The sequence below is a fragment of the Halosolutus sp. DAT137 genome (assembly GCF_059736405.1).
In genome coordinates, this window is the sequence record NZ_JCAQID010000009.1 from 109,162 (window position 1) to 131,006 (window position 21,845).

Annotated in this window: 30 protein-coding genes; 14 read left to right on the top strand and 16 right to left on the bottom strand. The window is 63.2% G+C overall.

Annotated elements, in window-relative coordinates; genetic code table 11:
* Positions 1-141: 141 nt before the first annotated feature.
* Positions 142-906, bottom strand: a complete 765-nt coding sequence (locus AC6I6L_RS15765) for an aldo/keto reductase (RefSeq protein ID WP_497918718.1) — start codon at positions 904-906, stop codon at positions 142-144.
* 138 nt (positions 907-1,044) lie between these two features.
* Between AC6I6L_RS15765 and AC6I6L_RS15770 the strand changes: the two genes are divergently transcribed.
* Positions 1,045-1,506: a phosphopantetheine adenylyltransferase gene (locus AC6I6L_RS15770; RefSeq protein WP_497918719.1), complete on the top strand. Its 462-nt coding sequence runs from the start codon at positions 1,045-1,047 to the stop codon at positions 1,504-1,506.
* Between the two features lie 75 nt (positions 1,507-1,581).
* Here the strand turns inward: AC6I6L_RS15770 and AC6I6L_RS15775 are convergent, their stop codons facing one another.
* A complete protein-coding gene (locus tag AC6I6L_RS15775; RefSeq protein WP_497918720.1) occupies positions 1,582-2,046 on the bottom strand; it encodes a nucleoside deaminase in 465 nt (154 codons plus the stop codon).
* Between the two features lie 135 nt (positions 2,047-2,181).
* Between AC6I6L_RS15775 and AC6I6L_RS15780 the strand changes: the two genes are divergently transcribed.
* A complete protein-coding gene (locus AC6I6L_RS15780) occupies positions 2,182-2,376 on the top strand; it encodes a cold-shock protein (protein WP_497918721.1) in 195 nt (64 codons plus the stop codon).
* Positions 2,377-2,557: 181 nt separating this feature from the next.
* Here the strand turns inward: AC6I6L_RS15780 and AC6I6L_RS15785 are convergent, their stop codons facing one another.
* Together AC6I6L_RS15785 and AC6I6L_RS15790 are read right to left on the bottom strand one after the other, a co-directional pair.
* On the bottom strand, positions 2,558-3,118 hold the full coding sequence (locus AC6I6L_RS15785; RefSeq protein WP_497918722.1) for a class I SAM-dependent methyltransferase: 561 nt from the start codon (positions 3,116-3,118) through the stop codon (positions 2,558-2,560).
* A complete protein-coding gene (locus tag AC6I6L_RS15790) occupies positions 3,087-3,284 on the bottom strand; it encodes a hypothetical protein (RefSeq protein WP_497918723.1) in 198 nt (65 codons plus the stop codon). Before AC6I6L_RS15790 ends, AC6I6L_RS15785 begins: the two co-directional genes overlap by 32 nt.
* A 44-nt stretch (positions 3,285-3,328) precedes the next feature.
* Here AC6I6L_RS15790 and AC6I6L_RS15795 point away from each other — a divergent pair, with 44 nt between their 5' ends.
* The 3 genes from AC6I6L_RS15795 to AC6I6L_RS15805 all read left to right on the top strand — a co-directional run bounded on the left by AC6I6L_RS15795 (position 3,329) and on the right by AC6I6L_RS15805 (position 5,270).
* Entirely contained in the window at positions 3,329-3,598 is a 270-nt protein-coding gene (locus AC6I6L_RS15795; RefSeq protein WP_497918979.1) for a hypothetical protein, read from the top strand.
* Positions 3,599-3,698: 100 nt separating this feature from the next.
* Entirely contained in the window at positions 3,699-4,217 is a 519-nt protein-coding gene (locus AC6I6L_RS15800; RefSeq protein WP_497918724.1) for a gamma carbonic anhydrase family protein, read from the top strand.
* A 306-nt stretch (positions 4,218-4,523) separates the two neighbouring features.
* A complete protein-coding gene (locus AC6I6L_RS15805) occupies positions 4,524-5,270 on the top strand; it encodes a class I SAM-dependent methyltransferase (protein WP_497918725.1) in 747 nt (248 codons plus the stop codon).
* 159 nt (positions 5,271-5,429) lie between these two features.
* On the opposite strand, the gene AC6I6L_RS15810 is transcribed toward AC6I6L_RS15805, so the two are convergent.
* Positions 5,430-5,921 carry a hypothetical protein gene (locus tag AC6I6L_RS15810; protein ID WP_497918726.1) on the bottom strand — a complete coding sequence of 164 codons (492 nt, stop codon included), beginning with the start codon at positions 5,919-5,921 and terminating at the stop codon, positions 5,430-5,432.
* A gap of 74 nt (positions 5,922-5,995) precedes the next feature.
* On the bottom strand, positions 5,996-7,123 hold the full coding sequence (gene pdhA / locus AC6I6L_RS15815; RefSeq protein WP_497918727.1) for a pyruvate dehydrogenase (acetyl-transferring) E1 component subunit alpha: 1,128 nt from the start codon (positions 7,121-7,123) through the stop codon (positions 5,996-5,998).
* Positions 7,124-7,241: 118 nt separating this feature from the next.
* Between pdhA and AC6I6L_RS15820 the strand changes: the two genes are divergently transcribed.
* From AC6I6L_RS15820 to AC6I6L_RS15835, 4 genes are all read left to right on the top strand, one after another.
* Positions 7,242-8,924 (top strand): acetate--CoA ligase, encoded by a 1,683-nt coding sequence (locus AC6I6L_RS15820; protein WP_497918728.1) that lies wholly within the window; start codon positions 7,242-7,244, stop codon positions 8,922-8,924.
* A 103-nt stretch (positions 8,925-9,027) separates the two neighbouring features.
* On the top strand, positions 9,028-9,453 hold the full coding sequence (locus AC6I6L_RS15825; RefSeq protein ID WP_497918729.1) for a universal stress protein: 426 nt from the start codon (positions 9,028-9,030) through the stop codon (positions 9,451-9,453).
* A gap of 278 nt (positions 9,454-9,731) precedes the next feature.
* Positions 9,732-10,340: a VOC family protein gene (locus AC6I6L_RS15830; RefSeq protein WP_497918730.1), complete on the top strand. Its 609-nt coding sequence runs from the start codon at positions 9,732-9,734 to the stop codon at positions 10,338-10,340.
* Between the two features lie 252 nt (positions 10,341-10,592).
* Positions 10,593-10,994, top strand: a complete 402-nt coding sequence (locus AC6I6L_RS15835; protein WP_497918731.1) for a carboxymuconolactone decarboxylase family protein — start codon at positions 10,593-10,595, stop codon at positions 10,992-10,994.
* A 16-nt stretch (positions 10,995-11,010) separates the two neighbouring features.
* Here AC6I6L_RS15835 and AC6I6L_RS15840 read toward each other — a convergent pair whose 3' ends face one another.
* Complete coding sequence (locus AC6I6L_RS15840; RefSeq protein ID WP_497918732.1) at positions 11,011-11,574, bottom strand: CNNM domain-containing protein; 564 nt, start codon at positions 11,572-11,574, stop codon at positions 11,011-11,013.
* A 116-nt stretch (positions 11,575-11,690) separates the two neighbouring features.
* Here AC6I6L_RS15840 and AC6I6L_RS15845 point away from each other — a divergent pair, with 116 nt between their 5' ends.
* Together AC6I6L_RS15845 and AC6I6L_RS15850 are read left to right on the top strand one after the other, a co-directional pair.
* Entirely contained in the window at positions 11,691-12,554 is an 864-nt protein-coding gene (locus tag AC6I6L_RS15845) for an SDR family oxidoreductase (protein WP_497918733.1), read from the top strand.
* 106 nt (positions 12,555-12,660) lie between these two features.
* Positions 12,661-13,107 (top strand): universal stress protein, encoded by a 447-nt coding sequence (locus AC6I6L_RS15850; RefSeq protein WP_497918734.1) that lies wholly within the window; start codon positions 12,661-12,663, stop codon positions 13,105-13,107.
* 46 nt (positions 13,108-13,153) lie between these two features.
* Here the strand turns inward: AC6I6L_RS15850 and AC6I6L_RS15855 are convergent, their stop codons facing one another.
* Entirely contained in the window at positions 13,154-14,779 is a 1,626-nt protein-coding gene (locus AC6I6L_RS15855) for a spermidine synthase (protein ID WP_497918735.1), read from the bottom strand.
* Positions 14,780-14,914: 135 nt separating this feature from the next.
* Here AC6I6L_RS15855 and AC6I6L_RS15860 point away from each other — a divergent pair, with 135 nt between their 5' ends.
* Positions 14,915-15,196 carry a DUF7967 family protein gene (locus AC6I6L_RS15860; protein WP_497918736.1) on the top strand — a complete coding sequence of 94 codons (282 nt, stop codon included), beginning with the start codon at positions 14,915-14,917 and terminating at the stop codon, positions 15,194-15,196.
* A 32-nt stretch (positions 15,197-15,228) separates the two neighbouring features.
* On the opposite strand, the gene AC6I6L_RS15865 is transcribed toward AC6I6L_RS15860, so the two are convergent.
* The 5 genes from AC6I6L_RS15865 to AC6I6L_RS15885 all read right to left on the bottom strand — a co-directional run bounded on the left by AC6I6L_RS15865 (position 15,229) and on the right by AC6I6L_RS15885 (position 19,079).
* Positions 15,229-15,801 carry a DUF7344 domain-containing protein gene (locus tag AC6I6L_RS15865; protein WP_497918737.1) on the bottom strand — a complete coding sequence of 191 codons (573 nt, stop codon included), beginning with the start codon at positions 15,799-15,801 and terminating at the stop codon, positions 15,229-15,231.
* Positions 15,802-16,044: 243 nt separating this feature from the next.
* Positions 16,045-17,238: a redox-regulated ATPase YchF gene (locus AC6I6L_RS15870; RefSeq protein ID WP_497918738.1), complete on the bottom strand. Its 1,194-nt coding sequence runs from the start codon at positions 17,236-17,238 to the stop codon at positions 16,045-16,047.
* Positions 17,239-17,407: 169 nt separating this feature from the next.
* Complete coding sequence (locus AC6I6L_RS15875; RefSeq protein ID WP_497918739.1) at positions 17,408-17,581, bottom strand: DUF1059 domain-containing protein; 174 nt, start codon at positions 17,579-17,581, stop codon at positions 17,408-17,410.
* 209 nt (positions 17,582-17,790) lie between these two features.
* Positions 17,791-18,765, bottom strand: coding sequence for an ArsA family ATPase (locus AC6I6L_RS15880; protein ID WP_497918740.1), 975 nt, complete (start codon positions 18,763-18,765; stop codon positions 17,791-17,793).
* Between the two features lie 17 nt (positions 18,766-18,782).
* Positions 18,783-19,079, bottom strand: a complete 297-nt coding sequence (locus AC6I6L_RS15885) for a DUF7990 family protein (RefSeq protein ID WP_497918741.1) — start codon at positions 19,077-19,079, stop codon at positions 18,783-18,785.
* 173 nt (positions 19,080-19,252) lie between these two features.
* Between AC6I6L_RS15885 and AC6I6L_RS15890 the strand changes: the two genes are divergently transcribed.
* A complete protein-coding gene (locus AC6I6L_RS15890; protein ID WP_497918742.1) occupies positions 19,253-20,488 on the top strand; it encodes a CobW family GTP-binding protein in 1,236 nt (411 codons plus the stop codon).
* 42 nt (positions 20,489-20,530) lie between these two features.
* Here the strand turns inward: AC6I6L_RS15890 and AC6I6L_RS15895 are convergent, their stop codons facing one another.
* Together AC6I6L_RS15895 and AC6I6L_RS15900 are read right to left on the bottom strand one after the other, a co-directional pair.
* Complete coding sequence (locus AC6I6L_RS15895; protein WP_497918743.1) at positions 20,531-20,746, bottom strand: hypothetical protein; 216 nt, start codon at positions 20,744-20,746, stop codon at positions 20,531-20,533.
* Between the two features lie 152 nt (positions 20,747-20,898).
* On the bottom strand, positions 20,899-21,213 hold the full coding sequence (locus AC6I6L_RS15900; RefSeq protein ID WP_497918744.1) for a hypothetical protein: 315 nt from the start codon (positions 21,211-21,213) through the stop codon (positions 20,899-20,901).
* Between the two features lie 58 nt (positions 21,214-21,271).
* Here AC6I6L_RS15900 and AC6I6L_RS15905 point away from each other — a divergent pair, with 58 nt between their 5' ends.
* Positions 21,272-21,496, top strand: coding sequence for a DUF8107 family protein (locus AC6I6L_RS15905; RefSeq protein ID WP_497918745.1), 225 nt, complete (start codon positions 21,272-21,274; stop codon positions 21,494-21,496).
* Between the two features lie 61 nt (positions 21,497-21,557).
* On the opposite strand, the gene AC6I6L_RS15910 is transcribed toward AC6I6L_RS15905, so the two are convergent.
* A complete protein-coding gene (locus tag AC6I6L_RS15910; protein ID WP_497918746.1) occupies positions 21,558-21,797 on the bottom strand; it encodes a DUF8007 family protein in 240 nt (79 codons plus the stop codon).
* Between the last annotated feature and the right edge of the window lie 48 nt (positions 21,798-21,845).

Consider the following 21,845-nt stretch of genomic DNA (forward strand, 5'->3'; position numbering starts at 1 on the left):
CCGAAACTCGCTCCTTGCGTGGGATGGCTCCACCTCGAACGATGCTGAAGTGCCGCGGTCGGTCGGTTACTGATTTTCGTGAGAATCGGCAATCGATTCGGCTCCGGGTACCCGTTGGACTGGACCCAGTTTCGAGACCGCCTATTCAGGGAACAGTTCGTTTTCCCGATCGATCGCGGCGATCCGGTTCCGATCCCCGGCGTCCAGTTCGAGCTGGGCGGCCATACGATTCGATTCGAGGTGGTTTCGCGAGGAGGCCTTGGGGATCGTGACGACGCCGTCGGTGCCGACGAGCCATGCGATCGCGACGGTTTCGGGCGTCGTCTCGTGTTTGTCCGCGATCGCCTGTAGCGCTGGGAGTTCTCGCACCCGACCGCCGGCGAGGGGTGAGTAGGCCACGAGTGCGTAGTCGTTTTCCCGCGCGTCGGCCAGGAGTTCGTCTCGCGTAAACAGTGGGTGGCGTTCGACCTGGTGGGCTGCGATCGACGATTGGAGATGCGTTCGCGCTGTCTCGATTTGCTCGGCTGTGAAGTTCGACAGACCGAGATGCAAGACGAGGTTGTCGTCGACGAGCGCGTCGAGTGCCGGGAGCGTTTCCGTGGGGTCGTACGCGCCGCGTGGTCGGTGAACGTAGAGGATATCGACGTAATCGACCCCGAGCCGATCGAGACTCTCCTCGGTCGCCGTTCGGACTCGATCGGGATCGAGGTCGTCGATCCAGAGTTTCGTCGCGACGGTCACATCCTCGCGAGGTACGTCGCTCGCGGCGAGGCCCTGTCCGACGACATCCTCGTTTTCGTAAATGCTAGCGGTGTCGAGGTGTCGGTAGCCGACATCGAGGGCCATCTCGACGACTGCGGGATCGTCGATGCCCATCGTCCCGAGACCGACCGGCGGAAGGTTCATATCGACTCTCCGTACGTCACAGTGATAAGCGCCGTCGTTTATCAACGCGGTCGCCAGGATTCGACCGGGATCGGTTCGAGCGTCGGTGGTGTGGCCGGCCCGCGCCCTTCTTGTGGCTCGAGGCCGTCACCGGGTCGTATGCGAGTCGCAGTCGCTGGCACGTTCGGTCCGGTCCACGACGGTCACCGGGAACTCTTCGAGCACGCGCTTCGGTTCGGCGAAGACGGCGTGGTTCTCGGCCTCACGAGCGACGCCCTCGCGACCGAAACGCGATCGCGGCCGGTCCCGTCCTACGAGAGCCGGGAGCGATCGGTTGCCGCCGAACTCGAGTTGATCGACGAGTGGACTCGAAACGTCTCGATCCGGAAACTCGACGACCCGTACGGAATCGTCACGGACGACGCCTCGATCGAGGCGCTGGTCGTCTCGCCGGAGACCGCAGACGAACTCGTCGCGATCAACGAGAGACGCCGGGAGCGCGGGTTCGATCCGCTGACCGGAATCGTCGCGCCGTACGTGCTCGCCGCGGACGGCAACCGAATCTCTTCGACTCGGATCGTTCGAGGAGAGATCGACGAACACGGCGCGGTGGTCGACTGAGCGCCGTCCGCGACGCTGTGATCGGGTGCGTAGCTCCCCCCTTCCCTTGGGGCACTCGCGTGGAGGGAGCGTGAGTTACCAATCGAACGTTTCGTGGAGGTGTCGTCCCTCCTGGTTCAGGACGGGACCGACGACTTCGGTGACGCCCTCGAGGACGGTTGCCGATCGAACCGGCGTCTCGTGTCCGGTGAACGCGCCGATCTCGTCGCCGCCGACGCTGTATGCGATGCGCCCGAGTTCGGCATACCGGAGACCGCCGGCACACATCGGACAGGGTTCGGTGCTGGTGTACATCACGGTCTCGCGTCGGGCGTCGGGATCGAGTTCTCGTCGGGCGCGGTAGGCGAGGTGGAGTTCCGGATGGCGTCGGACGTCGGATTCGGTCACCACGCGGTTCGAGGCCTCCATGATGACCTCGTCGTCGCGAACGAGGACGGAACCGAACGGGCGGTCGCCTCGCTCGGCGGCCGATCGGGCGAGATCGAACGCCCGGCGCATGTGCGATTCGTGATCGAACTGGTCGAACGGTGAGGGTGTCACGTCCGGAATTCGGAGTCGACGGGGAAGAACGTATGCCCGCTGCGATCGCAGACGAACCCCTATATATACTCGTGGCACCTGCCACATGCAGGTATATAAGTCCGGGACGACTCGAACGAGGTGGAGGAACCTGCAATGCCAACCGGTACGGTCGACTTCTTTAACGACACAGGCGGCTACGGATTCATCGAGACCGACGAAATTGACGACGACGTCTTCTTTCACATGGAAGACGTCGGCGGCCCGGACCTCGAAGAGGGACAGGAAGTCGAGTTCGAAATCGAACAGGCGGACAAAGGCCCTCGAGCGAAGAACCTGAAGCGCCTGTAAGCGTCGGGGGTGAGGTCCGACACCGCTCGATCGGTGAACGGGTCGCCCGCCGAAAACGGATGTGTTACCAACGCGGTCAGCTGGCGCTTTGGCGGTTCGAGCGCGCCTTCTACCGACTGGAGAGTGTCCGCGTTGCACGTTCGACCGAAACTGAGCTGTGTCGATCGGGACTGCAGTTTGGTCAGGGGACGCTCTGGACCGTTGGATCCAACGATCGGGCAGCGACTAGCCAGACGCGAGATCGGTCCTCGTCTTCGGCGTAGTACTGGATCGTCAGTTCTTGACAGGCGTCTAATAATTCGTTCGGTTCGAACCGGTACCGATTGCTCTCGGGTTCGGACTGGAGGTGGTGTTCGTAGACGAGTACGCCGCCCGGTGTGAGGGCTGTTGTAATGTCTGCCAGTCGATCGCGCGCGTCGAAAAACCGGATCGCCACCACGTCGTAGGCGGCCTCGGGAAAACAGTAGCTATCGACGTCGGCGAGAATCCACTCGATCGCACACGATCGGGCGACCGCTCGCTCGCGTGCGCGGTCGAGCATCGCTCGCGAGATGTCGATTGCGTCGACCGTCCAGCCTTCGTTGGCGAGTGCGATCGCGACTCGTCCGTCACCGGTTGCGATGTCGAGTGCTCGTCCCTGCGGTAACTCGTCTTTGACTGCGTCCACGAGCGTCGTTCCGTCGGTCGGACGCAATGCGACGCGGTTCTCGTCACCGGCCGCCGATCGCTTCCCGTTTGCCATCGTATGTGACCTCTACGCGGAGGTATGCGTTTTGCGTTTCGGGATGGGAGTCGTCGGTGTCGAGCGCCTCGATCACGTCGCGCCCGAGACGGAACCCCTCGACGCCGGACGTTCCGTTCGATCGGCCACGACTGCCGGCCCGCTGTGACCCGCGTTCACGCGACACTCGCAAGGCCGAACGGTATGTCGATCGTCGCCGTCGCGTCGTACATGGCTGACACACCCGACGTCGACGCAGTCGAGACCGAAGATGAGTACATTCACGTACGGTTTCGCGATCCGGACCGGTACGACGAGATTCGAACGCCAGACTGGGCGGAGAAGCCAGCGGGATCGGTCTCCGAGGGAAGCGAAGTGCGAACCGGTCGGGTCGAAGGCGAGGACGACTGGGAAGTGACGAGCGTACTCATTCCGAAATCCGTCGGCGAGGAGAACGCCGAAGAACAGGCGCGCGAGATACTCGAAAAGATCGAGTCCTAACGCCGAACGGACCCGTTGGACACGGTGTACGTTTCGGGCGGCGTGTCTGTCACGACCTCGTCAACGAACGCTTATGAGACGCCTCGTGGTCGAATTTCGCATGGTCGACAGTCGAACCTACGCGTTCGAGGGAACCACACCGACGATCGACGAGCAGGCTCGCGTGAGTCACGACGCGGTACTCGTCGGTGACGTGACGGTCGAGTCGGATGCGAGCGTCTGGCCGGGCGTCGTCCTCCGCGGCGACATCGGTCCCGTTCGCGTTGGTCGGCAGGCCCACGTTGGTGACAACGCGACGATTCATGCTTCGACGCTCGAGGCGAACGCGATGATCGGCCACGGTGCCGTTCTCAACGAGGCGATCGTCGAAGAGCGCGCACTGGTCGGCTTCAACGCGACGGTCAACACCAACGCCACGATCGGACGGCGAAGCATCGTCGCAGAAGGAACGGTGGTCCCGAACAACTACAGCGTTCCACCGGAATCGTTCGTCCGTGGCGTCCCGGCGGAGATCACGCCACTCGAGAAGACGACGATCGATCCGGAGGAGGTCTTCGAGGAGTTTTCTTCGGGTGCGTATACGAACCTCGCACAGCGCCACGAGGATCTATTCGAGTGATTGCCTGCGTCTCGCTGGTGTATCAGCGGCCGTGCGTTGCCGTCGCTTCCAGTCGACGCGATCGCAGCCGGTGGACGGGGACATCACTCGGAGAACTTACAGTGGTCCTGACTCACCGGGATCGTTGACCATATCTAATAATTGATTTAAAGGAAATTCAGGAGAATATATAACACTCGTGGGCCAGTAGAGCACGTTGACTGTCGGGACTGTGGCCGGGCGAAACCATCGGGCACCGCTGTTTCCGGTCGTTTCGGTCGGCTCCGACGCAAACGTATCCCATCCGTATTCGAGGTGTAATGAACCATGTCCGAAGAGGTACCTACACAAGACGACGTCGTTCAGTACTACAGTTCGGTGGATCGCGTCGAAGAGTACACGCACGCCGTCGCGGCGGGACTAACGAAATCCGAACGGTTGGCGATCGAGAGGTATTTCACCGATTCGACGGCGAGAGTCCTCGACCTCGGTTGCGGGGCCGGTCGGACGACGGTCGAACTCGATCGAATAGGGTTCGACGTGATCGGACTCGATCTGACCGAGCCTCTCGTCAAAAGCGCTCGACAGCAGTCCCCCGAGATCACGCTTTCAGTGGGTGACGCACGGCTGTTACCGTTCGAAGACGAATCGTTCGACTACGCGTTGTTTTCGTACTTCGGGATCGACGACATCCCGAGCGAACACGATCGATATCGAGTGCTTCAGGAGGTTCGACGCGTGTTGCAACCCGGTGGAGTGTTCGTATTCAGCGCCCACAATCTGTGGAGCACGTACGTCATCCGAAGCCTCGATCTGGAGGGACTCTACAAATTCGCCGAATTCTGGGCCCAGAACGTCCGTTCTGGACGCGTGTTCTCCCGGTACAAATACGACAACTACATTTCCGGCGAGCCAGGAATAATTTACTACATTCGACCCGCAGATCAGAAACAGCAACTTCGACGATGCGGGTTCGAAGTCGTCGACCTCGTGCGCAACGACGGGAGTATTCGCCAGTACGTCGGGCATCCCTATTACGTCGCGCGCAAGCCGAACCGTTCTCGACCGACCTGACCGCGCCGCCGAGACTCGACCCGCTCGCAAAAGCGGTCCTCGTCGCGACTCGATCGACGAAAATCGCCGGACGTCTCGATCGACGAGAGTCGCTGAAAGTCCGTGTCACGCCAGCGCACTCGGCGTGTGGTCGGAGGGGGAGAAACCGCAGGTCGGGGTCTACGTTTCGACGGTCTCGGTCTCGAATATCTCCGCGTAGAGGCCGTCCGCGAGTCGATCGAGATCCGTTTCGGCCTCGCTCGCGTCCATCGTGTCGCAGATACCTCGCCACTCGACCGAAAGCTGCGAAATCGGAACCAGTGCGACACCGCCGACGGTGACCTCGCCGTCGGGCGTGTGGACCGTCCATTCGGTTCGCGTCCCCCTCGTGGACCTGGTGACGGCGGTGATCTGGCCGCCGGAAGCGAGCCAGCGATCGACGAGACCGTCGGTAATCCGCCGAAGTCGTCGCTCTCCGAGGACGTGGACCGTGATGCCACCGGTCGTAAGCAGCGCGAACGCGCCGATGGCGACGAAGGGGCCGCCGTAGGTGACGTTTAGCGACGCCGCGAGCGCGGCCGTCAGGACGACGAGGCCGAGGACGCGCATGTCGAAGGCGGTCGGGACCGTGCCGGACCAGGTCGATTCCTGGCTCGGCTGTTCGAGTTGCATGCCGGCCCGTCGGGACGAGGGTCTCGTAGTCCTTTCTATGTCCGTCTGGCCGCTTTATGAGGCCTCTAATAACGTTATTCGTAGTCGATCAGTTCGTCGTCACCGTGCGTTTCGCGAAGCCCTTCGAGGTACTTGCGCTGTTCGACCAGCCGCGGCGTCGGCTCCTCGTACGTGTACTCGAACAGTTCGCCGGGATCGGCCACGACGCTCTCTGTCCGATCGACGATCGACGCCAGCGTCTCCTCGATTTCGCGTTCGATCCCGTCGATCGCGTCCTCGTCGAGCACGCCGCGGTCCCGGAGATAGGTCTCGAACCGATCGATCGGGTCGCGCTCGCGCCAGCGTTCGACCTCCGCCTCGTCGCGGTAGACGTCCGGATCGTCGGCCGTCGTGTGCGCGCCGTAGCGGTACTGGACGGCCTCGATCAGCGTTGGTCGAAGCCGATCGCCGTCGCCGTCGAGTGCCTTCTCCCGTGCGGCCTGCGTGACGACGTAGGTTGCGAGCGGGTCCATCCCGTCGACCTGAACGCCCGCGAAGCCGTAGGCGTGGGCTTTCTGGGCGATCGTCGCGCTCGCAGTCTGGCGCTCTCGCGGGACGGAGATCGCCCACTGGTTGTTGTTACAGACGAAGACGGTCGGTGTGTCGAAGACGCCCGCGAAGTTCATCGCCTCGTGGACGTCGCCCTCGGACGTCGACCCGTCGCCAAAGTGGACGACCGACACGCGCTCGTCCCCGTTCAGTTTCGCCGCCCACGACCAGCCGACGGCGTGTGGGAGGTGTGCTCCGATCGAGATGTTCAACGGGAAGACGGAGATCTCTGCGAGCGCGGCATTCCCGTCTTCGTGGCCCATCCAGTAGAGCAGGTACTCCCAGGGGAGGCCGCGAGCGACGATCGCGCCGTGTTCCCGGTACTGGAAAGAGAGCATGTCCTCGTCCGCGAGTGCGTAGGTCGCCCCGATCTGGGACCCCTCCTGACCGGCCAGCGACGAGTACGTCCCCATCCGTCCCTGGCGCTGGAGGCTGATCATCCGCTCGTCGAAGCGCCGACAGAAGCGCATGTCGCGGTACATCGATCGCAGCGTCTCCGGTTCGAGATCCGGCTCCAGTGCCGGCTCGACGACGGCTCCGTCCGCATCGAGAACCTGCACTCGATCGTCCGGGGCTCGCTCGAGTACGGCCCGCGCGAGCGCGTCTCGTGACATGCACAGATCGTCGTACCGGGGCGTTATAACAGTACTGCGGCCCGTGAACAGTAGCTACGATACGCGCTTGCCCCCGGCGAGCGATGGCTACTATATCTTCCGGCCGCAACGATCGCCCATGAGCTGGACGGTCATGCCGACGTTCGAGACGTACGATCGGGCCCGCGAAGAGTTCTCCTGGGACCTCCCGGCGTCGTACAACCCCGCCGTGGATTTCCTCCGGAAACACGAGGACACGAGTCGTGTCGCCTTGCGGTACGAACATTCCGAGAGCAGTGAGGGAGAGACGTACTCCTTCGACGATCTCGACGATCGATCGGACCGGATCGCCGCCGCGCTGGCCGACCTCGGCGTCGAGGCCGGCGACCGCGTCGGGGTGGTCGTCCCGCAGAAGCCCCAGAATCCGATCACCCATCTCGCGAACTGGAAACTCGGGGCCGTCTCGGTGCCGTTGACGGTACTGTTCGGCCGCGACGCGCTCCAGTACCGTCTCGAAGACAGCGAGGCGACCGCGGTCGTCGTCGATCCGAGCGTTCGAGGGACGATCGAGGAGGTTCGCGACGACTGTCCGGCGCTGGAACACGTGATCGAACTCGGCAGTGGGCGGACGGTCGCGGGTGCTGACGAAACGGCGGCCGGCGAGAACGATTCTGCTGGCACCGCACACGCCTTCGACGACCTCCTCGATCGATACGAGCCCGGAATCGACGTCTACGACGCGACGCCGGAGACGCCGACGGCGATCATGTACACGAGCGGGTCGACAGGCCCGCCGAAAGGCGTGCTTCACAGCCACGCGCTGTGGCTCGGGCGTGCCGCGGCGGCGTACAACTACTTCGACCAGGGGCTCACCGAGGGCGAAGCGACCCTGTGGACGCCCGCCGACTGGGCGTGGGGCGCAGCCCTCGGCGGCACCCTTTTTGCGGCCTGGCACCACGGCTGTACGATCGTCGGCTGGCCCCGCGACGGCTTCGATCCCGAGGCGGCGTTTTCTTTCCTGGAGCGCCACGAGGTCACCCACTCGTTCATGCCGCCGACCGCGTTGCGGATGCTGGCGGGCGTCGACGATCCCGAAGCAACCTACGACCTCGCGATCGAAACGTTCGCCTCCGCGGGCGAACCCCTCACCTCGGAGGTCGTCGACTGGGTCGAGGCGACGTTTACGGACGTGGCGATCAACGATTTCTACGGACAGACGGAACTCAACCTCGTGGTCGGCAACGCCGACAACTGGTTCGATACCAGGCCGGGGAGCATGGGCAAACCGTTCCCCGGCTACGACGTTCGGGTTCTCGATCCCGAAACACGCGAGGAGGTCCCGACCGGTGAGGCTGGTGAACTCGCCGTCAGGCCGGCCGATCGCCGCGTCTTCTTCGACGAATACTGGGGGCTTCCCGAAAAGACGGCGGCCAAGCAGACGGCGGATGGCTGGTTTCTGACGGGTGATCTGGTCGAACGCGACGCGGACGGTTACCTCTGGTTCGTCTCACGGACCGACGACGTGATCCTCACCAGCGGCTACCGCGTCGGCCCGATGGAAGTCGAAGAGGCCATCCTCCACCACGAGGCGATCGAACAGGCCGGCGTCGTGGGCGTGCCCGACGAGACTCGCGGCGAGGCGATCAAAGCGTTCGTCCAGCCGGCGACCGCCGAGTACGACCCCGAGGCGCTCCGCGCGGAGATTCGCGAGGTGGTCCGCAACCGACTCGCCGCCTACGAGTATCCTCGCGAGATCGAATTCGTCGCGGAACTGCCGACGACGACGACGGGCAAGATTCGGCGGCGATCGCTGCGCGAGTGAGCGACTGTCGGGGGACTGTGATCGGTGGCTCGTGGCGCTGAGACGGCCATCAGTAGACATACTCGCTAGCGGTTTTATATGGTGGTCGTGACAACGAGTGCGTATGCACCGTGTACTGATCCCCGTCGACACGAACGAAGAGCGAGCGCTCACGCAAGCAACCTACGTCTCCTCGCTTCCCGAAGCGAGCGAGACCGTCGAAGCCTTCGTGTTGTTCGTCTTCACCGACGAGAGCGAGGACCTTCCACGGGAGTTCGAGCAGTTCAAATCCGCCGCCCGGATCGGGTCGGTCCGGCGAGCGCAGGAGCACCTCGAAGACCACGATATCGACGTAACGATTCTCGAAGACAGCGGTGACACGGCACAGGACATTCTCGATCTGGCAGGGGAGTACGACGTCGATTCGATCGTTCTCGGCGGGCGAAAACGATCGCCGGTCGGCAAGGCAGTCTTCGGCAGCGTGACCCAGTCGGTTATTCTCGGGACCGATCGACCGGTCGTCGTAACGGGATCCGGGGACGGCGACTGATACGGATTCGTGTCCGTAGGTACCGCCGAACGGCGACCCGTCTTGGCCGTTCAGCGGCAATTGATGGCACTAATCCGTATGACGCCCCCCTCCGGGAGTCGAGGAGACCGTCGGTCGGCTATCGGGGCGATCGAACCGGTGACCGACGGAGATCCGCCGAGCGATCGAAGCGACACCCGCTCCAATTCGCCGGCCGATCGAAGCGACACCCGAAGCCGAACCGCCGAGGCGACGCGCTTGGGGCCAGCGGTTTATATTCTCGACCCGTATCCCGAGCCATGACGACCGACCAACCCGTGACCGCGGACCTGCCGGACAGCCCGATCCGAATCTCCGGAACCGACCACATCACGCTCATCGGCAGCAACGAAGCGGATACGATCGCGTTTTACCGAGACCTGCTCGGGATGCCGCTGGTGCTCAGACAGCCGAACCTCGACGATCCGGACTCGACCCACCTGTTTTTCGATACGGGCGACGGGCGAATCCTCACGTTCTTCGTCAGCGATCGCGGCTCGAACCCGCGGCCGCTCCAGCACCAGATCGGCTCGGTTCATCACATTTCGTTTTCGGTCGACCCGGAACGCTTCGTCGAGACGAAAGAAGCACTCGAGGACGCCGGACGGGGCTACAACGAGTTCGATCGCGGCATCTTCCACTCGCTGTACACCCGCGATCACAACGGCCTGACGATCGAACTCGCCACCGACAAGTTCGCGATCCCGGACGATCGCCGCGGCGAGGTGCTGGCGACCGCCCAGCGACTGCGAGAGGAAGACGGCGTCGACTTCGCGGAAGAACGGCATCTCGAGGCGGCACTCGAGGAACTCGGAATCGAGGTCGAAAAGTACGAGTTGCCGGACGCGCCGACGGGAGCCGGCGTCTAGCCGCCACTAGCGGCGCAAGCGGTCGAGAGCACCGCGTTGGGCTTGCTACAGTCCCCAACCGACACGAGAAACAGTCTCCGGGCGGCCAGCATCTCGGTTCCATCCGGCCACTGACGGATCGAGACGGCGACGGGTTCGTGCAGTCGCTGCTCATCGCGCACCGTCTGGACGGCTTCCAGCCGCTACCGGATGGTCACGGGATGGCTATCTACCGATCGCAGTCGTAGCGATTTTCTGCGGGGTGTATCAGACATGGTATCAGCAGTCACACAACAGGAGATCGAACAGACGCTCGGGCTGGTTCCGAGCTGGATGGAACACATCGCAGAGCCGGCCGGCGACCACAGCTGGGGAATCTTTCGCGACCTCGTACTCGGGGAAACGGAACTCGCGCCGCGAGAGAAGGCGCTCATCGGCCTCGGGGTCGCGTCGGCGATCAAGTGTCCGTACTGTACGCACTTCCACACGGAAGAGGCGCGTCTGGCGGAGGTAACCGACGACGAGATCGAAGAGGCGGTCAACGTCGCCTGCTCGACACAGTACTTCTCGACGCTGCTTCACGGCAACGAGGTCGACATGGACGAGTTCGTCGCGGAGACGGCACAAATCGTCGAACACATCGGGGATCAGGAGGCGGCACCCGCTGACGACTGAGCAGGGTTTCGGGGTATTACCGATCGGGAGCCTGCGATGACGTCTCAGTCGTCGCGTCGCTTCCGCCGTCTGCGTACGGACGCTCGATCTCCGAATCACCGTTGAGCAGATTGCTGGTCCCGCGCGTAAGCAGATCGAAGGTCACAACGAGCGGGTAAAGAACTCGCTGAATTGCCGAGAGTGGGCGGGAAACCCGCAGACTCCACGGTTTGGCGTGACCGAGACCGTAGGACTTGGGAATGATTTCCCCGACGGTCAACACGAGCGAGCTGGCGACGAGCGTCGCCGCCACGGCAGCCTCCGTCGGCGGGAGGTAGGCGACGAAGAGCACGGTCGTGATACTCGAAATCGAGATATTGACGATATTGTTGCCGACGAGAATGGTCACGAGCAGTCGGTGGCTGTTCCCGGTCAGCACAGCGAGCGTCCTCGCTCGCTCGTCGCCGGTCGCCGCCTGGGACGCGACCCACTCCGCCGGCAGTGAAAAGAGTGCGATTTCGCTACTCGAGAAGAACGCGCTGAACCCCAGCAGGACACAGACTGCGCCGATCGCGACCGGAAGTACTCCGAAGTCGATCATCTGCGGACGTTGGCGCAGGCGTTACAAAAAGGCACTCACCGATCCCGACGGTGATCTCGAGTCAAACCACCCTGCTTCGCCCGGAGAACTATACTCCCGGTGCCGAATGGTGTACCATGTCACTCGATCGACCGGATCTGTCCGGACAGACGGCGTTCATCACTGGCACGACGCGGGGAATCGGCAAAGCGATCGCCCTCGCACTCGCTGAACGGGGGTGTAACGTCGTCTCGACCGGCAAGACCAGCGAGGAAGACGACGACTTCGAGGAGAACGATCTCGAGGGATCGATCGAACAGACGGCTCGCGAGGCCCGCGAGCGCGGTGTGGACGCGCTCCCGATCCAGTTGAACGTCCGCGACGAGGCGAACGTCGAGGCCGCGGCCGAGCGCGCGATCGACGAGTTCGGCGACGTCAACATCGTGATCAACAACGCGAGCGCGATCCAGCTCGCGACCGTCGCGGACCTCCCGCCGAACCGCTTCGATCTGCTAACCGACGTCAACGTCCGCGGAACGTACCTCACGTCGCGGGCGTTCGCAGACCACCTCGCCGAGGTCGAGAACGCCTGGTTGCTCACGAACGCGCCGCCGGTGACCGTCGATCGCGCACCGGGCGAAGCGCCCTACGCGTGGTCGAAACTCGGGATGACGTTCCTGACGCTCTCGCTGGCGTCCGAACTTGGCGGACACGATGTCGGCTGCAATGCCTTCTGGCCCGTGACGGCGATCGATACCCGCGCGACGCGCTATTTCGGACTCGGCACCGAAGACGACTGGCGGACGCCCGCAATCGTCGCGGATACGGTGCTCGAAATCCTCAGCCGCGATCCGGCCGAGTTCACCGGTAACGCCGTCTACGACGAGGAGCTGCTTCGAGAGGCCGGCGTCGAGGATTTCTCGCAGTACAACCTGACCGAGGGCGATCCCGCTCCGATGTCCGCCCAGATGTTCGACCGCGAGTATCGCAGGCCGGAGTGACGGCGACGTAGATTGTGCCCTCCTCCGGGCGACCGTGACATTCTCCGGGCACGTAGCGCCGCCGATACCTCTATTCGCGAGGGCGTGGACGCGGTACGTGATCACGATGTACGATCGAATCCTCGTCCCGACCGACGGCAGTGAACCGGCGACGGCCGCGATCGACGAAGCGGTCGACCTGGCGGCCCAGAACGACGCGGAACTCCACGCGCTGTACGTCGTCGAACCGATCCCGCTGGGCGGGTTCTCCGCGGGCGGCGAACCGGCCTCGGCCGAGTGGGGTAGCGTCGTCGAGAAACAGCGAACGGAAGGGGAGAACGCGACTGCCGCGATTGCCGATCGCGCGAGCCGGCACTCCGTCGACGTCGTCGAGGCGATCGAACACGGCAACCCGGCCCTCGAGATTCTCGACTACGTCGACGACCACGACATCGACGCGGTCGTGATGGGGACCCACGGCCGATCCGGTGCCGATCGGATCGTCCTCGGAAGCGTCACCGAAAAGGTGATCCGCAAGAGCGATGTCCCCGTTCTCACCGTCAGGATGGGGTGAGCGGGTCGCGAGTGACGAATCGAAGGAGACGGCTCACGTCAGGAGGTCAGGGCTCGACGACCGGTGCCTGCACCGGCAGGGGCGCGCCGACGGCAGCCGTGGTCCCGTCCGTGGAACCGCCCTCGGAATCGGGATCCCCGGTCTCCTCTATCACGTAGCGTTGGCCCAGCATCGGATCGAGCAGGCTGTCGACCTCGCCGCGATCGTCCGTCAACAGCGGTGCGTCGTCCGTCTCGGGTGGCTCCATCTTGTTATCGATCGGTTCCCGAAGGTCGATCGCAACGTCGCGGGCCTCGTTTCGGTCCTCGAAGTCGGCCTGTGAGAGCCCGGTTTCTTGCTTCGTCGCCACGAGCTGGATGTTCTGGATGGCGTTCGAATCGGAGGTCCGGAAGCTGTAGACGTCGGGGAAGACCTCATTCATCGTCTTGTACTGGGCGCGGTAGAACTCGCTGGCCGCGCCCTCGGGCGAGGAGATCACGTTCGCGTGGAGAACGCCGTCCTCGCTCAGCCGATCGGAGAGCAACTCCATGAATTCGACGGTCGTCAGGTGAAACGGCACCTGATCCTTTTTGAACGCGTCGAGGACGATCAGGTCGTACGTCTCGTCGCTTTGCTGCAGGAACTGGCGACCGTCCCCGGTGTGGACGGTCACTTCGTCACGATCGAGACCGAAGTACGTCTCTGCCGCTGCGGTCACCTCCGGGTCGATCTCGACGACGTCGACGGTCGCGTCGTACTCCTCGGCAAAGTCCTGCGGGCCGGTGTAGCCCCCGCCGCCGATGAACAACACTCGATCGATCTCGTCGGGGTCGTCGGTCGCAAGCATCGGGAGGTGGAAGTACTCGGTATACCGGAAGACGTGGCGATCGGGGTCCTCGAGATCGATCGCGCTGTGGCGGGCCCCGTCGAGGTACATGATGCGCACGTCGCCGTCGTCGACGATTTCGAGTTGCTGGTAAGCCGTCTGGCTCTCGTGGACGACCTCACCGCGGTAATCGTAGGTGACGGGACCGCTGCCGGCCGCGACGACGAGCAACAGCGCGATGAAAACGCTCGCAACGGTCGGGTTTCGGGGCAGCGAGGGGAGCGTAAGCGCGAGGGCCGTCGCGACGAGCGTGAGACCGAACAGCACGCCGATCTGTGGGATCGTCAGCGCCGGAATGAGGACGAACGTGGTCGCGGCCGAGCCGAGAATGCTCCCGATCGTGCCGAGGGCATAGACGTGGCCCGACGCCTCACCGGTTCCCTCTTTGACGGAGAGTTCGGCGGCGTACGGGCTGATAAACCCGAGTAAGTACGTCGGCGGGCCAAAGAGGAGGATGACGGCCGGCAGCGAGGCGTACCGCGGGGGCAACGCCAGCGTCGACGTGTAGACGAGCAGCAGATCGCTCGCGAAGACCACGATCGCGACGTACACCGCCGTCGCCAGCATGATCCAGGACATTTCGCGATTCGTCGCCAGCGCCGATCGATTGCCGCCCTGCCAGTAGCCGAGGCTCAACGCCGCGAGAAACACCGTCAGAATGCCGCCGACGGTGTAAATGTGGCTGCCGAACTGCGGCGCGACGGTTCGGACGGCGAGAATCTCGAGACCCATGCTGGTGACCCCCGAGACGAAGACCGCGAGTTCGGGCTTGGTCGGGCGATACGAGCGGAGGGACCGCAAAGCCATTGGGTGATCAAAGTGGCCGCGGCCGGGAGTACTTTCCGCTCGCGATCCGCGACGCGGTTATATTCGCTCGCTATCCGACCGACACCGACTTCTTTCACGATCGTCGTCGCATCATCTCACGGTGACCGAAGCGCAATGGACGACCCGAACGACGCCGTTCGCTGCTGGCTGGTCGAACGGACGTACTCCGACGACGAACAGAACGTTATCATCCTCACGTACGCGACGACGGAGGGAGATCGATACTTGCGCAAAGAGCGCGCACTGACGTCGTTCACCGACGTTCGTGAGACGACGGCTGCCGTCGACGCTGATCCGGGCAATCTCGGGACGGTAACTGATTCCGAGCGCAAACGGCGGTACGCCACCGAAGCGACGCGGATGGCTCGCCTGCACGAACCCGACGATACGATCTGACCGCGTGACCGCGTTTCGGGAATCAGCTCGACTCAGATCGACGCCGTTGCGAGCACGAACAACGCCGTGACGATCGCCCCGAGCGTCGGACCGGGAAGCTGGAAAACGCCGACCGCCGAGGCGGCGAGGAGGCCGAGACACGCGGCGATCGTTGCAGCGTAGTACGGGCGAGAGGGGCGCACAGTTCCGAAGATCTCCTCAGCGCGCGTCGACTCGGATGGTGATGGTGACGCGGCCTCGAGATGGAGGCGAAACAGTTCGAGGCGATCGGTCGGACGGACGATGCCACGAGATTTGTTGTACTCGATAATCCCGGCCTCGTCGAGTTTCGGAAGGTGTGACTGGTACAGCGGGATGTAGACGCGCTGGCGCTGTGTGGAGGTCAGGTTTTCGACCGTCGTCTCGTGTTCTTTCGCGGAGACGTGCTCGGCGACGTCTCCCATCTTGACCGCGCCGTCGACCTCCAGCATGTACCGAATGGTCTCCCGACGCCGGAACGTCTGGAGGATGTGAAACACGTCGTCGGGTGACAGCGGCGGTCGATCCGCCGCCGTTCCGTTAGAGGGGGTGTCCGAAGCGGCGGATGGGCGGGATACGGCACTCATGCTACTCGCTCGGGTAGGGGAACCAGACATACCTAAACTTTATTGTCTGCAGTTCTTCTGAGAATCTTATGGGAATATCTATTGGATTCGGTTAGAAATCCAGTCAAAGCAAGTGTCTGACCGGTTCTCAATCGAACGTATCGACAATTCTGAATTGGGCAAACCGAACCTGGTGATTCCGAGAATCGCGGACGTGTCGGACGGAGAGACGGTGGTCACGGCGAGGAGCGATCGCGCAGAGCGTCAGTTCGTCGTAATAATCTCGATCACGTCCCGGTTTTCGACCTCGTAATCCTTGCCGAGTTGGCGGTTCGATCGGCAGTCGATCGCGTGCAAGAAGCCGTCGCCGATGTCCGAGTGGAGGCTGTAGGCGAAGTCCTCGGCGGTCGAACCCGGCGGGATTAGGTAACAGTCGGGAAGCACCTCGCCGCGTTCGTTTCCGAGGCCGTTCGCACCGCCGGGGAAGACGGGCGTGACGCCCAGCACGTCGAACAGGGCGGTTTCGAGGGCCGCCTGAACACCCGTCGCACCGTAGGCGTCGAGAAAGTCCCGGATCTGTTCGAGGCCTTGCTCCTGGTCGCCGGAGATGTCGCCCGTAATGTCGAAGTCGTCGTCGCCCGGTCGGTAGTCGACGACGCCCGCCTTGTCGGCCGACTTGAGCGCCTTTTCGGCGTGGGCGCTACAGGGCACGATCGTCAGGTGGTCGTAGTCGGGGTCGGCCGTGATCTCCTCGTAGTTCGCCTGGGCATCGGGCGTGTCCATCTTGTTCGCCGCGATGACCATCGGTTTGGTCTCCTTGCGGATCTCGCGGGCGAGGGCGAGTTTGTCCTTACCGTCCCACTCTTCGGGTTCGAAGCCGACGTCGACGCGCCGGATGAGGCGCTTGATTTCGTCCACGTTGGTCTTGAACGCGCTCATCTGCTCGGCGAGTTCCTCCTCGATCGCGTCGTCCTCCGTGGTGTAGCCCGTCTCGTAGCGCTCGATTCCCTTCTTCAAAATGCCCAGATACCACTGGTCGAGTTCCTCCTCGAGAAAGTCGATGTCCTCGCGCGGGTCGTGACCCTCAGTGGGTTCGCCTTCGGCGTCCGTCTCGCCGGCAAAGTCGACGACGTGGACGAGCACGTCGGTTTCGTTCAGATCGGAGAGAAACTGGTTGCCGAGGCCGGCACCCTCGTGTGCGCCGGGGATCAGTCCGGCCACGTCGACGAGTTTCGTCGGGACGAACCGGGTGCCGTGGTCGCAGTAGCCGACGCTCGGCGTACACTCCTCGTCGAACTCGGGGGCCGCACACTCGACGCGCGCGTAGGCTTCGCCCACGCTCGGATCGATCGTCGTAAAGGGATAGGCTCCCTCGGGCACGTCGTTCATCGTCGCCGCGTTGAAAAAGGAGGACTTGCCGACGGAGGGTTTGCCGACGAGTCCGATTCGGTAACTCATTGGTTCGTCTGGGCGGCCATCGCGTAAACTGGTTTCCCTCTCCGGCCGTATTGAGACGTGTCTGCGTATCACACGGCCGTTTCGACGTTCAGGGGGTACCCTCGAACTGTGGAACGCGGTCCAGTAAAGAACGCAGCAGAAAGGAGTAGTACTTCACCGAGGGGAGTTGCTAGACGACTTGTAGATGTTCGCTCCGGAGTTCGTCCTCCGTGTACTCTTGCCCGTGAATCTCTTTCATGTGCTTTTGTGCCAGTTCGACCGCCTCTTCTTCGTTTTCAGATTGGATAATGAATCGACACGTATCCGATACCGATTCACAATCGAGCTTGTGTGCTTGTGCCATTGGTCTCTCCCCCGTTCCGCGGCTTTAATAGGTGTCTGGTATCATGATCTATGCTACCAAACACCATGATACGTACTCCGATACGGCACTTAGTAATTTTTGGCGAAAACAATTCACAATTCATGCGGAGAATCCGGCGATCCGCCGTATCGTGGGATAGCCGAAAGGGGCGATCGTGTTCGAACCGCCTGTGGCCAGGTCGATCGACCTCATCCCTGCGTCGGCGCGTCCACGGCCGTTTCGATATCGAGGTCGCTCGCAACGTCCTCGAGCAAGCTGCCTTTGACCTCAGCGACCCGCCAGCCGATTTCGGCACAAAGGGGCGGCTCGAACTCTTCGCGGATCGTCTCGAGGTGAGCCTGTTCGGTTGCGACGCGATCGCGAAGGTAGCGCGCGCCGCGGCCGTTCTCGTCGGCGTCGGGCGAGGGTGTGAGTTTGTTCGCGACGAGGCCGCGAACCGCGAGGTCTTTGGATCGAAGGTCGTCGATCGATCGCGCCGTCTCGTTCACCGAGAGTTCATCGGGGTTCAGGACGAGGAAGAAGGCAGCGTCGTCCCGCAGGGTCTTGCCGGCAAACTCGAAAAAGTCCTTGCGTCCCTGTAGTCGTGCGAGGACCGGGTCGCCGTCCATGACGCGCCGGGGTTCGTTGTTCCCGATCGCGGCCTTCTCGAAGAGGTCGATGCTCGTCCGGCGTTTGTACATGAGTCGATCGATCCACTCCTCTAGCAGGTCCGGCAGCCCGAGCAGCCGGAGCGTGCTTCCCGAGGGGGCGGTGTCGAAGACGATCCGATCGTAGGGGTCCGGATCGCGCATGACGTCTACGAACCGATCGAACAGCGCGGATTCGTACGCGCCGGGGGTGCCGTGGGCCATCTCGAGTTGGCGGTTAATCTCGTTGACCATCGATGCCGACACCTGCTCGGAGAGGTCCTGACGAATCTCGTCCAGATGTCGCGTGACCTCGTCTTCGGGATCGAGTTGCAAGGCGTCGAGTCCGTCGATTCCGTCGACGGGGGTGGGCGAGTCGTCGAAGGGCTGGTCGAACACGTCGGTGACGGAGTGAGCCGGATCGGTCGAAACGACGAGCGTCCGGTGCCCGTCACGGGCACAGCGAAGCCCGTAGGCACACGAGACGGTCGTTTTACCGACCCCGCCCTTGCCGCCGAAGAAGACGAACGGCTCCATGTTACTCGTCCTCCATGTCAGAAGTGATACTGCTGGCCCTTTCGTTCGAGGAGCGTGCCACGATCCCACAGCCGTCGTTCCCAGGCCTCGAACTCCGTCTCGAGGTAGGGCAACAGTTCGGCGGTGTAGTACGAAACCGGGGACGGAATGCCGAAGGCGTCGGGAAAACAGGCGAGCAAGAACGCGTCCTCGGCGTCTTCGGCTTCCTTTTCGATCTTCTCGTAGGCCGGATGGGAAATCAGTCCGTGGTAGAACCCCCGGAGCCACTCCTCCAGTGTCTCCCGGAATCGCTCGATCCGATCGGCCAGATCCATGCTATTCCATTCGGTTCGCCCCGGTAAAGTCTGTCGCGGCCACAGTCGCTTATCTGCTGGGTCCGAGTGCGGAGACCTGTCGCGGGCGATTGCGGCCACCTGTTGTGGCCAGCGCCGGCTACGCGATTCGATCGAGGCGCGCCTTCAAGTTTCCCGACTCCAACTATCGGGATATGCGTACGGATACCGAGGATCACGTTCCGGTGACGATCCTTTCGGGCAGTCTGGGGGCCGGCAAGACGACGCTGCTCAATCACCTGCTGTCGACCGCCGGCGATCGGACGCTGGCCGTCCTGGTCAACGACATGGGCGCGGTGAACGTCGACGCGGAACTCGTTGCCGACGGCTCCGAACTTGAACTCGACGACGGCGTGGCCGAACTCTCGAACGGCTGTATCTGCTGTGAGCTTCAGGACGACCTCGAGACGGCCGTCGTTCGCCTCTCTCGCGATCGCTCGTTCGATCACCTCGTCGTCGAGTCCTCGGGTATCTCCGAACCCGCACCCGTCGCGCGGCTATTTACCACCGAATCCCGCGTCGCCGCACGGTACACGGTCGATACGCTCGTCACGGTCGTCGATACCCCCGCGTTTCTCGACGCGTTCGGCGGCGAAGACGTCCCCGAACGCCGCGGTGAGGAAGACGATCGGCCCCTCTCGGACCTCCTCGTCGAACAGATCGAGGTCTCGAACGTCGTCCTCCTGAACAAGGCCGACCTGTGCAGCGAGGCTAAACTCAGGGAGGCCGAGGCGCTCGTCCGCGCGCTCCAGCCTGACGCCGAGACGATCCGCACGGAGTTCTCCGCGGTCGACCCCGATCGGCTGCTCGGCGCAAACCGGTTCGATCCCGATCGCATCTCGGATCTCGCAGGGTGGAAACGCGCACTGGAGACGACTGACGACCACAGTCACGGCGACGATGGCCACGGCGACAGTGACGGTCGAGACCACAGCCACGACCATCGCCACCCCAACGAGGTCTACGGCGTCTCGTCGTTCGTAACCCGGTATCGACGTCCGTTCCACCCCGATCGATTCGCGTCGTTCCTCCGTGACCTTCCCTCGGAAATCGTCCGCGCGAAGGGGACTGCCTGGGTCGCGGACAACGAAATGCGAGTCGCGATCGCACAGGCCGGGCCGTCGGTCAGGGCGACGGCGCAGGGGCCGTGGATCGCCAGTCTTCCGGACATCGAACGGGACATGTATCGATCGAACCGGCCGAACCTGGAGTGGGACGACGAGCACGGGGATCGACGCACCGAACTCGTGTTCATCGGAACCGAGTACGACGAGTCGGCGCTCCGGACGGCGCTCTCGGAGGCGCTCGTCACCGACGGGGAGTGGGGCACGAGTTTCGAAGGCCCGTTTCCCGTCGAACAGGGGGCGGAAACAGTGCTCCGTGTGCCCTGACAGCGTGGCGTTTCGAGCGACTCGGCAGCGTGGTTTGCCGCGCTAACAGGCGCAGTCCCGACCGGTCGATCGCTCGAAGCGCATCTCCGCGCCACAGTCCGGACAGTCGGGTACGTCCGTCTCGCGTTCCTCGAGATCGACGTCTCTGATTCGGATCGCACACTCGTCACACCAGTATGCGCCCACGGAGCCGTCGGTCGGACGATCGGTTGGCCCGGCGGCGTCGAGAACCGTTTTGATCGAGTCGAACACGCCCATGCGTGTCCGTCTCCCTCCAGCAGTACCAATCCGTGGGGAATGTGTCCTCGTCACACACGACCGCTTCAGTGCCGGGAGTCTTCCCCGCCGAGACACGAAAAGCAGGATCGCGGGCACGACGATAGGCACACGCCGGTGACGGCAAACGCACACTATCTCAGAAATGGAATCGCGAGCGCGACGACGATCGCGACGAGAACGAACATGAGGTAGAACAGTCGCTCCCCCCGGAGGGCGGCCGGAACGGGGGCTCCGATCGGCCGCGCGGTCCACACCTGCCAGTAGTACGCGAGGAGCGTGAGGGCGACGAACGCCCCGAACGAGGCGGTGATCGAAGCCGCGAGCGGTGCGCCGAGTGCCTGTCCGTACAGCGGCCCGAACGACAACAGGATCATGAACGCGAGCCCGACGACGACGAAAAACGGGACGGGATCGATGGGCCGTCCGTGACTGTTCCGAAGCCTCATACCGTGGGTTCGCTTTCGAGCGCCAAAGAGCTAAGTGTCGAACGGACAGTTCTCAGCTATGAGCGATCGAGAGCCGGATTCCGGGGGGTTCAACGAGGGTGTTGCCTCCTCGGAGGGCGACCCTCGCGTCCTGTTGGCGATGAACGCGATCCTGTCGACGCTGTTTGCGTGGACGGTCGTCTGGGGGCTTTCGTTTCTCGATATTGTCGAATTCGGACTCCTCAACGTCGCGACGGCCGCGATCGTGCTGTTTGCGATCACCTACGCGGTAACGATGGCCTGAGCGCGATCGCCGCGGCACTCACGACGTTCTCCATTACCACGGTCGCCATCAGGTCGCGATCTCAACGCTGGTAAATGAACCGACTGACAGCGGCGTCGATCCGAGTGGTCACTCGGCCCGCCCAGGCGGCCGGTGACACCCGCCGAAGGGTTGCCTCGTCGATCTCGATCGCCTCGTCGCCAAACGGGTCTCGATCAGCGGTCTCACTCTCGTCGTCCGACCCGACGGCGTCGACGACGGTCGACATCGCACACCGCCCGCAGGATTCGGTTTTCTTCCCGCCCATGGCTGTTTCTTGCATGATCTTTCATTTCCAGCGGCTAAAGCGTACCGCACACTCTCCGACGAG